The organism is Paenibacillus sp. J14, from assembly GCF_000518465.1.
Classification (GTDB): domain Bacteria; phylum Bacillota; class Bacilli; order Paenibacillales; family Paenibacillaceae; genus Fontibacillus; species Fontibacillus barengoltzii.
Window position 1 is genome coordinate 32,402 of sequence record NZ_JADQ01000020.1, and the last position, 12,115, is coordinate 44,516.

The following is a 12,115-nucleotide window of genomic DNA, read 5'->3' on the forward strand; positions in this document are numbered from 1 at the left end:
TCTTTACAAAAAAAGTGCCGATGCAACCCTCAGCGAATGAGAAATGCATCGGCTTTTTTTAATTTTGGTAGGCGTTCACGGTTGCATTACCCGCTTCGACCTTTAACCAGTACATAAAATTCTCGCGTGTTTCGATATCGATACTTAAAGAGGGCTCTTCTAGTCCTGTTATAGTTAACGAAAAGTTACCATAATCATCAGCGGTTACCGAACGGGTCATTAGTCTCTTGGACAAAGGGGATGGTCCGTTGATATGAACGGAAAACGTCTTTCCTGCGACCTCTGGAAAAGTTCCCTTAATAAATAAACTATGATCTAAGGAGTAAATGGCTCTAACCGTATTATCAGGGAATCCACCATTTTTTTCATTCTCAGAGAACGGGGTAGGCGACAGCGGTTTTGGCCATATATCATATCCTAGCTCGTATAAGTTTTTCAAGAACACGATGGCTTCGGCTCTAGTTAATTTATCATCTCCGGCGTAGCCCTCTACTGTTGCAGACGTCTTGCCTGAAGTGTATCCCATATTGAACAAATAGCGAATCGAGTCATCATCGGAGTAGTTTCTGCCTCCGAGACCCGCAACGATCCGAGCCACTTGAAGCCTGGTAATTGGTTGGTTGCGAAGTTTGATATCCTTGATACTATCATCTACGTCCAAGTTCAAGGTCCCGGCAAAACGATAATATTCGTCACTCCATGCACCGCGGTCATAGTATGCAGTTCCGGCGCTTTTCTTCATGCTTTGGACCATACTTGAATTGGAATAAAGTTTGAAAAGCATCGCGAAAAATTCAGCTTCTGTAATTGGATTGTTAGGCTTAAAGGTACCATCCTTATATCCGGAGGCAATCTCCCGATCGATAGCCCAAGCAATGGCGCTACTGGCCCAATGAGAATCAACATCACTGAAGTTAGATCGTCCAGAGATATTGACAGTTAACTTCAACTGTTGTCCTTCATATTCAAAGAGAAGTTCCGCCCGACCTGGCTTAATTCCTTTTATTATATTCCCATTGATTTGAATCAGATCTGAACTTGTCGTGAGTTTGTAATTGGATTCGACAGTAAAACGCAATCCATTTGAATACGAAGCAATTACGGTTGGAAGCTCAGCTTGGCCGTTTTGTTTAATAGAAATTTCTTTCGTTTGAGTGGATAGGTTTTGCAGTTCATTTGTTCGACTTGGATCTATCTTGAAAAAGTGAGTCTGATAGGATATTTCGGCAGGTGTACCATCAATTTTACGAAGTCCAGTGATATTTACTGAAAACTGTTCCCCGTCTTGGATCATTTGGACATCATCGGGACGGAAGATGATTGCATAAACGTGACCATATTTCGTAGTATCGACGTTAAAATAAGCTTGCTGCTGCCATTTTAAATCCTCAGAGTCGACGTTGCGGTATCCCGCAGGAAATTCCTCTTTCACCATCTCATGATTAAAATTCCAAGTACGTTGGTCCGATAGTCGGGTTAATTCCACTTTTACATCCGAAAGGGAAGGAGCCTCGAATCGTTCCGGATTTAGCTGCACGGACCAAGCTTGTTGACCATTAAAATATTCAAGCGGGAAATAACCTTTATTGGGATAAAGGGAGTAGTTGAAGTTAAGCGAATCGCTTCGACTGGTATCAAATACCTGCATCGCGCTATAGTATCCGCTCCCTTTAGCAGGGTTAGATTTATATGCCAGACCGAAGCCAATGTTTTTTAGCTGCGGGCTTAATACCCATCTTCGATGGCCTAGTCTATCGATATTACTGACGTCAGAATCATCCATATAGGCATTCACGCTATCCACTAAAATATTTCCGTTGCTTCCGGACGTATAATAAAGATTTGAGGAGCTACTGGATTTGTATCCGATGTCATAGAATTCTTTGAGCATATCGGCTGGTTGTTTTGGCCAATGGGTGAGTTGTCCCACAGTGGAAACAAGTACAGAACCATGCTGTGCTTGCCGGTTTAGTTGAGGATCCAACTGCAGATCACTAGGCAAACCGGTGATAAACCGATAGAAGTTTGCTGTGTCCAAGCCCCTTTTCAGATACTCATCATTCAACTTCCCTGGTAAATAGGGAGCTGTCGTAGCGGGTTCTTCAGCGAAGGCTGGGGAAGTTCCAGAAGTTCCTGTATTCCATAGCCGCCAATGATCGATGATCTCCTCTTTACTTCGCTCCGGTAGCATGCTGTCTAACTGTTCCGCATAAACGCATTTAGGTAATAATAATGCGCAGAATGTGATTCCAAGGGCTGCGATCAGATGAATCGATATTTTTCTCCAACCTAACATTTAAAGAGGCCACTCCTTTGTCAAACTCCGATAAAATATCGGGAAAAATGTGATAATTAAAACAAATTCGACATTTTTCTGATATTTCCTTCATTTGGGGATGGTGGCTCTCGAAATCTTGATTATCTGCTGACCCGCTCGCGCCGCAGCCCGCGCACCTGCGCGTACACGGCGACGAGCTGCGTCAACAGGCCGGCGATGCATACACCGGTCCAGCCGAAATGCGCATAGCTGAACGAGCCGATCCCGGAGCCCAGAGCTCCGCCGATGAAATACGATACCATATAGATCGTATTGATACGGTTGCGGTACTCGTCGCTGATGGCGTGGATGCGGGCCTGGTTGGAGATCTGTGTCGACTGGACACCAAGGTCGAGCAGAATGACGCCGACAACCAAGCCCGCCAAGGTGTAGCCGAAGCCGAGCATGCAGGCGTAGGCGAGGATCACCGCGCCCATGCCGATGGCGATGGTGAAGCGCGGGCTGCGCCGATCGGCCATCCGCCCGGCGACCGGCGCAGCCATGGCCCCGACGACGCCGATCAGGCCGAACAGACCGGCCGCGTCAGGGCCAAGACCGAAGCGCGGTTCGGCCAGCAGAAATGACAGCGTCGTCCAAAACACGCTGAAGGCGGCGAACATCATGCCGCCGTTCAGCGCCGCTTCGCGCAGCAGCGGCAAATCTTTAATGAGTGACGCCATCGAGCGGAACAAATCCCCATACCCGGCTGTGGTCGCGGACGGGGACTTGGGCAGGCGGAACGCTAAGAAGAAGGCCAGAAGGATCATGAGGCCGGAGGCGATGAAATAAACAGCCGGCCAGCCGAGATATTCGCCCACCAGCCCGCTGAACGTCCGGGAGATGAGAATCCCGATCAGCAGTCCGCTCATGACGGTGCCGATGATCCGGCCGCGCTCCTTCGGGTCGGCCAGTTGTGCAGCGAGGGGCACGATCAGCTGAGGGACGATGGAAGTGAAGCCCACAGCGAACGAGGCGATGCTCAGGATGAGGCTGTTCCAGGCAAAGGCCAGAAACAGAAGGGCGCCAGCGGAGCAGACGAGCATGAACAGGATCAGCTTTTTTTCTCACGGATATCGGCCAGCGGCAGGATCATCAGCATCCCAAGGGCATAACCGACTTGCGTCAGGGTAGCCGCGTACCCCACCTGGGATTGCGTAACACCAAACGAGCCGGCAATCTCTGCCAGCAGCGGTTGAATGTAATAGAGATTCGCCACTGCGATGCCGGCGGTGACCGCCATGATCAATACTAGAAACCGGCTCAGACGAATCGGCGTGCTATCGGCAGGCATCTTGTTTCGGCCCCTCCTTTCGACAAATTGGGCAAAAAAACAACCTAAGTCCTGTGGAAACGGGGCTTAGGTTGTTTCGCTTATGGACTCTAAGCTTATGGCAAAATGTTCCCTGCCGCACGGTAAATTTCGTACCATTCTTCACGGGTCAAGCGGACGTCGCTGGCTTTGATGCAGTCTTTCAAGCGGTCGATGTTCATCGTACCGATGACCGGTTGCATTTGGGCCGGATGACGCAGCAGCCACGCGATGGCGATCGTCGTATTGGTCACACCGTATTTCGCGGCGATTTCGTCAATTTTTTGGTTCAGCTCAGGGAACTTCTCGTTGCCGAGGAAGACGCCCTCAAAGAAACCGTATTGGAACGGCGACCACGGTTGAATCGTGATATCGTTCAAGCGGCAGAAGTCCAGTACGCTGCCGTCACGGTTAATCGCGGCTTCGTTTTCCATATTTACGTTAATGCCCGCCGAGATCATCGTGGTGTTCGTGATGCTCAGCTGCAGCTGATTGGCGACAATCGGCTGTTTCACGTATTTTTGCAGCAGTTGGATTTGCATAGGGTTCTGGTTGGATACGCCGAAATGACGTACTTTACCCGAGCTATGTAACTGGTCGAACGCCTCAGCAACCTCCTCAGGTTCTACCAAGGCATCCGGACGGTGCAACAGCAGAACGTCCAGATAATCGGTTCTCAGACGCTTCAGAATGCCGTCAACCGACGACAAAATATGCTCTTTTGAGAAGTCAAAGAACCCTTGGCGAATGCCGCACTTCGATTGCAGGATAATTTTCTCCCGAATCTCCGGGTTCATATGAATTGCATCGGCGAAGATCTCCTCACAGGAGCCGCCGCCGTAGATATCCGCGTGGTCAAAAAAGTTAGCGCCTTCTTCCAGCGCGGTTTGAACGAAACGTTCCGCTCCGGCTTTGTCCAGCGAATTAATTCGCATGCAGCCGACAGCGATGACAGGGACTTCCAGTGTACTCGTACCAAGCTTGATCGTCTTCATGAATCGGATCCTCCTCTATGAATAGGAATAGATGATGTATTCACCCGGGCCGGATAAGTAAAAAAATCAATTCAAATCCAGTTCTACCCCTGGCGCCTGGATGCCCCCATCATTGTGACACAGAAGATCGACGGATTCAAGAGCCGGTAGACGCTTGAATGAAAAACAACCCCAAAAGGCTGCCGGATCATGCTCCGGCAGCCGTAAGCGGAAAGGAAGGGAAGCCCTTGATCGTTAACGGAGGGCTCCGCTGGCAGCAGCAACGCGTTTGTCTTTCAGCACAACGTTGTTGCTGTACAACATCGAGTCGCTGCTCAATCGGTAAGTTGGGTAATTTTCATGGGCATATAAACGTAAGACGTCGTCAAACAAAACTTCTTGCTGGCGATCCACCAGGAAAGTGAAGCCGCCGGATTCAAATGCAATGTCAGTAGGAAGCGGTTCGCTGACCAAATGCAACGAATAGACGCCAGCTGCGCTGCACCCTTCCGATTCGCCAACCAGCTTGAAGTATCCCGGTTGACCGCCTAAACTTTGGGCGAGTTTTTCTTTCGTCAGGTTTGTCATGTCTACTCTCATTTGGTACACATCCTTTAAGATTTATTTATATTTACTAAAATTAAATTGTCTACAATTCATTTATAAACGATTTAATATAAAATGTCAAGTGGGGGAAAGATCACTTGTACATCGAAGAGCTGAGCGTATAATAGTGACTATGATTTCGAAAGTTCAAAAATACAACGCAAAGGACTGCAGCGAACATGGAACTCATTGAGAAAAAACGGGCAGAGGAATTGCTGAACACTTTTGTTGGATCTGATGTGTATCTGCATAGTGAAGCTACTTCGTATTTATTTGTCCGCAACTTTAAGGTCAGCTTGACCGCTGCATTTATTGCCGGGGAAGGACCTTACCGCGCGGCCTTAAGGTTTGATGGGCACGGTTGGCTGCGGATTGAAGGGCTGACGCATATGGAGCTGGACGAGCAAGGACGTCTTCTGCTGGAAGGTTTTGATGACCGGGGACGTATGGATGTCGCACTCCATTTGGGAAGGGAGCCGTTTCCGGAATGAATACGATCAATTCACTCTCCCTTAAGGGACGTAAACTGCTGGCGGTATTCGCTCATCCTGACGATGAGTCGTTTATTTGTGGAGGCACGCTGGCTAAATATGCTGCTGAAGGCGCAGAGGTTACGGTTGTGAGTGCCACCCGCGGCGAGATGGGGCGGAGAATGGGCAATCCGCCGTATTTGAACCGGGAGACGATTGCGGCGGCTCGAGAAGTGGAGCTGCGTCAGGCGTGTAACCATTTGGGCGTACATGAATTGAAGTTCCTGGATATTCGGGATAAGACCGTAGAATTTATAGATGAAGAACAGCTAATCGGACGGATCGAAGCAATGATGCATGAGATTCAGCCCGATGTGGTGCTCACCTTCCACGAGAAGTTGGGCGGGCACCCGGACCATTGTGCGATTGGCAAAGCGACCACAGCTGCATTTCGCCGGTACGGGCAAGGCGCGCTGTACTTTGTCTCCTTCGGTGATATGATGCAACAGCCGGGCAAGTATGGCTATACCCCAGATGCTATCGTCCAGGTGGATGTCCAAGAGCATTTGAAGGCCAAGCTGGCTGCCTTCCGCGCTCATCGCTGTCAATCGGAGCTGATGGAATGGGTTTGGCAACGGGATGACCGAGCGCTGCGGAACCTCGGACGTTACGAGTATTTTATTCGCGGCAACGAGTCGCAGACGGGCAAGGATTCACTTTTCTAGGGAAAAATAAGTAAAAAAACAACTGTTCGCCATAATGGCAGAATAACCGAATCTACTACATATGGATGCGCTTACCTGAATTGGGTAGGCGTATTTTTTTAACCTTTTTATGCTTGTATGCCATATAAATGGGAATATATCGAACCCTCACCCAATAGATATAAAGTCAGCAGCTTGTATAGGCTCCTTGGAAACTATGAACGGTGAGGGAGATGAGAGTTTGAGCAAGAAAGTCGTTGCAGGAATCTTAAGCTTCCTCCTCGCATTTAGTCTGCTTCTGCCGATGGCAGGAGCCGAAGGCGACGCTTTGGCGGGAGCCGATGCAAGGAGGGACGGCGTTCCTCGGCTGAATCAGGACGTCGTGACGCAGGAAGTGCTGCGTAAGCAAGTATCGGACGTTCAGCTGAAAGGCAGAGAGCAACGGGAGGTTTTGGGCCAAGCCTCTCCCGCAGGCAATAAGTTGCAGCTGGAACGCCAGAACGCCGAAGCGGCTGCGGTTCAACCGCAAAACTTCGTTCCGCTTACGGACGGCAGCGAGTTAACGACGGTGATCGTCGAGCTGCAGGAAGCGCCGTTAAAGGTGTTCGAGGCTACGCAGAGCAAAATGAAAACAAGCCAATCGCTGAGTTCCCATAGGAAAGCGATCGATTTGCAGCAGCAAACGTTTAAAACGCAAGCGATTGGTAAATTGAAGGCCAAAATTAAGCGCGAATACGAAAATATTTTTAACGGGTATTCGTTAACACTTCCGGCCAATGAGATCGAAAACCTGCTCAAGCTTCCGGGAGTGAAGGCCGTTTATCCTAACGAAACGGTCTATGCCACGGAGGAGAATGCGTCTCCAACTGCGCCGATGGACAGCGTGACGTTTATCGGCAGCGATAACTTCTGGGCCGAAGGAAATGAAGGTCAGGGGATTAAAGTGGGCGTTATCGATACCGGCGTAGCGAAGGACCATCCCGATTTGGCGGATGCGATTCCGGAAGGGTATTGGGGTTATGACTTTGTGAACGATGATAACGAGCCCTACGAAACAACGAAGCAGGATTATTTGGATGCACGTAAGCAGGATCCTTCGTTACCTGAGTTTGATGAAGATGGCAGAGCTTACTATACCTCGCACGGCAGCCACGTCTCGGGGATTGTCGCCGGTCGCGGCGTAGGCCTAGACGAACTCGCGGGGACCAAAGGGGTTGCACCTGAGGCTGAAGTTTATGCCTATAAAGTGTTAGGTCCATACGGCAGCGGTTCGACGGAGAATGTGATTGCCGGGATCGAGCGTGCGGTCGTGGATGGCATGGACGTCATCAACCTGTCGCTGGGCTCCAACACGAATAACCAGCGCTCCGCTGATTCCATTGCGGTGAACAATGCGGTGAAAGCCGGCGTTGTGGCGGTGGTATCCAGTGGTAACTCCGGACCGGGAGACGCCACTGTGACCGATCCGGGCAGCTCGGAGCTGGCGATTACAGTCGGCGCATCCAAGCCGCCGCTGATCACGCCGATCATGCGGATCCCAGAGATGGGCGGAGAAGGCTTCTTCATGGACACGTTTGATAAATCCGCCGGGATTGAGGATTTGACCGAGTCTTATCCGTTGGTGGATGTAGGACTTGGGAAAGCCGAAGATTATGTTGGTAAGGATTTGACCGGGAAAATTGCTTTTATCAAACGCGGTGACATTTCCTTTGCGGAAAAAGCGCTCAACGCCCAAGGCGCGGGTGCGGCGGCCGCGATTGTGTTCAATAATGCGCCGGAAGCATTGGAAAGCGGGACGTTGGGAGACGCCGACGTTCAAATCCCCGTATATGCCCTTTCTGGAGCATATGGGAACCGAATTCTTGACGCGCTGAAAGAACAGGAGCTGTCTGCAGAATTCAGTACGACAGTAGAAGAAGATATTATGGCGGGCTTTAGCTCGCGTGGACCGGCCAAACCGGGGTATGACCTTAAACCGGACATCTCCGCGCCAGGGATGGGCATTGTCTCCAGCGTGCCGGAGTATGAAGGTTGGTATGCCGCCCAGAACGGCACCAGTATGGCCGCACCGCATATTGCAGGTGCAGTCGCTCTCGTGCTGCAAAAGTATCCAAACCTGACACCTTACGAAGTAAAGTCCTTATTGATGAATAATACCGTCAAACTCAGCGATCGGAACGGTGACCGATATACTCATATGGATCAAGGAGCCGGACGGGTCGCGCTGGATCAGGTTTTGGAGGCCAAAGCAGTAGCGATGGTGGAGGATTCGACATCGAACGTGGATGGGGATCTCCCGGAAACCTTTTACTCGGGCAGCCTGTCGTTTGGATATGTTGGCAACGGTTATTCTGCCAAACAGCAGGTGATCGTGAAGGACATCGTTGGGGAGTCCTCGACCTACACGGTCAGCTCGCAGTGGTATAGCAATTCGCCGATTGACCTGACCTTGTCTGCGGCTGAGGTTGCGGTCAGCGCTGGCGGTGAAACCCGCTTTAACGTGACAGTTGCCGTACCGGAAGAAGCCGCCAACCAGTGGTATGAAGGTGAAGTGATCTTAACTGAAACGGCAACCGGACATGTGATCAACTTGCCGGTATCGGTGTATGTGGCCGATACGCCGCAGATGGATGTAGTGACGGATGTTGGTATGACCAACAACCCGATTTCACCGAATAACGACAGACTTTATGATACCACTGACATCTCGTTTACAGTGAACGAATATGCCGATTATTTCTCGCTGGAAGTCCATGATCTGAACGGAAATTGGCTGGGCGTGATCATTGAAACCGATGAAGGCATTGATCCCGGCAGCTATTCTTTGAGAGGTTGGGACGGAATTATAACTAATGAATATGACGACGACGTGTTACTTCCTGATGGAGGCTACCTGCTGGTTCCTTATACTGGAACATCCTTATTTGACTCCGTACCATCGGAAGACTCGGCGTATGTCTTCTTCGTCGACACGACGGCACCGGTATCCCAGCTTAGTGATCCGCCTTTGAAAGTGAAAGCTTCCGGTCAAACGGGGGTCATCTCCGGCGAAGTGACGGAGGATATGCTGATTAATTATCTCGTGAACTTCGGCGGGCTGGACATGGAGCTTGTGATTGGTGTCGAGGCGTGGTTTGTAGACCCTGAAGGCAATATTGATTTTCAATTCGGGACGATCGATAACCAAGGCAATTTCAAAATTGAGGTTCCAGTTGTACCAGGGGAAAACTATTACGAGGTCTACGTCTATGATTTGGCCGGGAATGGGTACTTCGATCCGGCTCATGTGTTCAACTACAATCACGCAACAGAGCCGGAATTGATCGTCAACACTGAAAATCTGTCGCTGCAAACTGGTCAAAGCGAAGCACTCACCGTAACGTATAAAGCGGCAAACGGTGAAGAAAGCGACGTCACAAGCGAAGCGGACTATACCGTGGAGGATTCCACGATCGCAACGGTTGACCAAGGTCTCGTCACCGGGGTAGCGGAAGGTACGACTACGATTACGGTAACTCATGAAGGACTCTCGAAAACTGTCCAAGTGACTGTAACTGCTGAAACCGGCGAAGAACAACCCGAGCTGCGGGTCAATCCGGAAAGCGTGGATCTTCAAGTAGGCGATAACCAAGCGCTCACCGTAACGTATAAAGCGGCAGACGGCGAGGAAAGCGACGTTACAACTGAAGCGAATTATTCGGTGGAGGATTCCACGATCGCAACGGTTGACCAAGGTCTCGTCACCGGGGTAGCGGAAGGTACGACTACGATTACGGTAACGCACGAAGGTCTCACGAAAACTGTTCAAGTGACTGTTATCGCAGAGGGCAGTGAAGAACCAGAACCTGGGGAACTTTCACTGATTGTTACACCAGATCGCCTGACCCTGAAAGTCGGAAACAGCGACCAGTTAGTCGTGACTTATCGGGATGCGGATGGCAATGAAACCACTGTAACCGATGCAGTTTACCAATCGCGTGATCCGCAAATTGCCGATGTTTCAAGCACAGGACTGGTTACGGCCTTGAAACCGGGATCTACCGTGATCGACGTGACTGCCCAAGGCTCCTCGAAGTCCGTCCACGTCACAGTCACCCCTGTCACCCCGCCTAATAATGGCGGCGGAGGCAATGGTGGAGGTAACGGCGGCGGCAGTGGTGGTGGAGCGGGATCCAGCAGCGGCGGTTCCACTTCTACGCCAACTGTTACACCAACAACGACGCCAACTAAACCAGCAATCCCTAAGGATGCCGTAGCCATTAAGGCAGGCGAACCAACGGTAGTGAAGCTGCCTAATGGGTTTACGTTGACGATTCCGGACGGCGCGATCACTTCCCCGGATGCCGCATATGTTCAAGTCACGGCGGCAACGGAGGAGGAGACGAAGAAGCTGCTGGAAAGCTCGAAGTTGCCAGCAGGTGTTCAAGCGTTTGGAATCTATTATGATATTAACGTTTTAACGAAGGACGGGAAGGTGCTGGAAAATATCCAGCTCAGCAAGCCGGCTGAAGCCGCGATCCCGCTTACGGCCTTGAACCCTGGAGCAATGAACGGGTGGAAAATCAGCCTGTTCAAGCTGGGGGATGGCGGAGAACTCACTCCATTCTTCGGTCGATTGAAGGACGGTAACGTGGTTGCGAATCTGTACGGCTTCAGCCGGTACATCTATCTGGCTAAGAACGTCACCTTTGCTGATGTTACCCCAGCGAAGTTTGCGTGGGCGGTGGATGCGATCGAAATTCTGGCATCGAAAGACATTCTTGCTGGATCCATGGATGGCAATTTCCATCCGACCACGCAAGTTACTCGGGCGGAATTCGTATCCATGTTGGTACGTGCACTGGAACTGAAGGCTGATCCAAACGAAGTCAGCGTCATTTCCTTCCAGGACGTTCCTGCCGGAAGCTGGTACGAGGAGGCTGTGAAGATTGCGACATCCAAGGGGCTGATCAGCGGTTATTCCAACGGTACCTTTGCACCGGACCAACCGATTACGCGCGCTGAAATCGCAGTGGTCTTGGCGAAGGCGCTGGAGGTTTTGGGCCAATCGGCAGGGGAAGGCGGAGCAAATTACAGCTTTGCCGACCAAGCTCGCATTCCGTCTTGGGCCGCTGAGACGGTTGCCAAAGTCACGAGCCTTGGCATCATGAACGGCAAAGCAGAAAGCCGCTTCGAGGCCGCATCGCCAACGACTCGCGCTGAAGCAGCCGTTGTGGTATACCGCATCTTCAAGGACTTTACTCATTAAAAGATTTGATCGTTCCGCCGTCGGCACGCATGAGGCCGGCGGCGCTTTTCATATACATGAGGGAAGGTTCGATCTCACCGAAGGAGCGTGGACAAGTGGAACAGAAAGTGCGTCGTTATCATGAACTCAAACAGCTGCAGAAAGAAACAGAACAAGAGCTGACCGCATTACGCAGCGAAATTTTAGAACATTTTCAGGAACAAGGCATTTCGGAACTGGACGTCGGGGAATACCGGGTTAGAACGATCCATCAGGAACGGAAGGAGTACGATGACCGCAAGCTTTACGAAGCGCTTCCCGATCCTGGCGTATGGAGATTGGTTTCCAAAGCGGATGCCCAGAAGATCGCCGGACTCATCAAGCTGAACGTAATCCCTGCGGAAAAGCTGGAAGGGACGTTCTCCATCAAACAAGTTACGTTGGTGCAGGTGGATAAGAAGTAGAAGCATCGGCAAGAATCCCCAAATGTGACGCAACACTTGCCAGG

9 protein-coding genes are annotated in these 12,115 nt (G+C 50.8%); 4 read left to right on the forward strand and 5 right to left on the reverse strand.

Annotated elements, in window-relative coordinates; translation table 11 throughout:
• Positions 1 to 58: 58 nt before the first annotated feature.
• The 5 genes from M891_RS24620 to M891_RS0109810 form a co-directional block, all read right to left on the reverse strand.
• Entirely contained in the window at positions 59 to 2,296 is a 2,238-nt protein-coding gene (locus tag M891_RS24620; protein WP_051416897.1) for an S-layer homology domain-containing protein, read from the reverse strand.
• A gap of 122 nt (positions 2,297 to 2,418) precedes the next feature.
• The gene (locus tag M891_RS23660; protein ID WP_198032027.1) at positions 2,419 to 3,360 is read right to left on the reverse strand and encodes an MFS transporter; all 942 of its coding nucleotides are present in this window, start codon (positions 3,358 to 3,360) and stop codon (positions 2,419 to 2,421) included.
• Positions 3,361 to 3,368: 8 nt separating this feature from the next.
• Positions 3,369 to 3,608, reverse strand: a complete 240-nt coding sequence (locus M891_RS25550) for a hypothetical protein (protein WP_198032028.1) — start codon at positions 3,606 to 3,608, stop codon at positions 3,369 to 3,371.
• A gap of 95 nt (positions 3,609 to 3,703) precedes the next feature.
• A complete protein-coding gene (locus tag M891_RS0109805) occupies positions 3,704 to 4,621 on the reverse strand; it encodes an aldo/keto reductase (protein ID WP_028538701.1) in 918 nt (305 codons plus the stop codon).
• A gap of 234 nt (positions 4,622 to 4,855) precedes the next feature.
• Positions 4,856 to 5,200 carry an iron-sulfur cluster biosynthesis family protein gene (locus M891_RS0109810; RefSeq protein ID WP_028538702.1) on the reverse strand — a complete coding sequence of 115 codons (345 nt, stop codon included), beginning with the start codon at positions 5,198 to 5,200 and terminating at the stop codon, positions 4,856 to 4,858.
• Positions 5,201 to 5,385: 185 nt separating this feature from the next.
• Between M891_RS0109810 and M891_RS0109815 the strand changes: the two genes are divergently transcribed.
• From M891_RS0109815 to M891_RS0109830, 4 genes are all read left to right on the forward strand, one after another.
• Entirely contained in the window at positions 5,386 to 5,697 is a 312-nt protein-coding gene (locus M891_RS0109815; protein WP_028538703.1) for a DUF1806 family protein, read from the forward strand.
• Entirely contained in the window at positions 5,694 to 6,401 is a 708-nt protein-coding gene (locus tag M891_RS0109820) for a PIG-L family deacetylase (protein ID WP_016313330.1), read from the forward strand. The genes M891_RS0109815 and M891_RS0109820 overlap by 4 nt, the downstream gene beginning before the upstream one ends.
• Positions 6,402 to 6,621: 220 nt before the next feature.
• Positions 6,622 to 11,628, forward strand: coding sequence for a S8 family serine peptidase (locus M891_RS24625; protein WP_028538704.1), 5,007 nt, complete (start codon positions 6,622 to 6,624; stop codon positions 11,626 to 11,628).
• Positions 11,629 to 11,723: 95 nt separating this feature from the next.
• Positions 11,724 to 12,071: a hypothetical protein gene (locus M891_RS0109830; RefSeq protein ID WP_016313328.1), complete on the forward strand. Its 348-nt coding sequence runs from the start codon at positions 11,724 to 11,726 to the stop codon at positions 12,069 to 12,071.
• The last annotated feature ends 44 nt before the right edge of the window (positions 12,072 to 12,115 follow it).

Coding starts and splice junctions, on each gene's coding strand:
- M891_RS24620 (WP_051416897.1), bottom strand. CDS start 2,296: ATGTTAGGTTGGAGAAAAATATCGATTCATCTGATCGCAGCCCTTGGA.
- M891_RS23660 (WP_198032027.1), bottom strand. CDS start 3,360: ATGCTCGTCTGCTCCGCTGGCGCCCTTCTGTTTCTGGCCTTTGCCTGG.
- M891_RS25550 (WP_198032028.1), bottom strand. CDS start 3,608: ATGCCTGCCGATAGCACGCCGATTCGTCTGAGCCGGTTTCTAGTATTG.
- M891_RS0109805 (WP_028538701.1), bottom strand. CDS start 4,621: ATGAAGACGATCAAGCTTGGTACGAGTACACTGGAAGTCCCTGTCATC.
- M891_RS0109810 (WP_028538702.1), bottom strand. CDS start 5,200: ATGAGAGTAGACATGACAAACCTGACGAAAGAAAAACTCGCCCAAAGT.
- M891_RS0109815 (WP_028538703.1), top strand. CDS start 5,386: ATGGAACTCATTGAGAAAAAACGGGCAGAGGAATTGCTGAACACTTTT.
- M891_RS0109820 (WP_016313330.1), top strand. CDS start 5,694: ATGAATACGATCAATTCACTCTCCCTTAAGGGACGTAAACTGCTGGCG.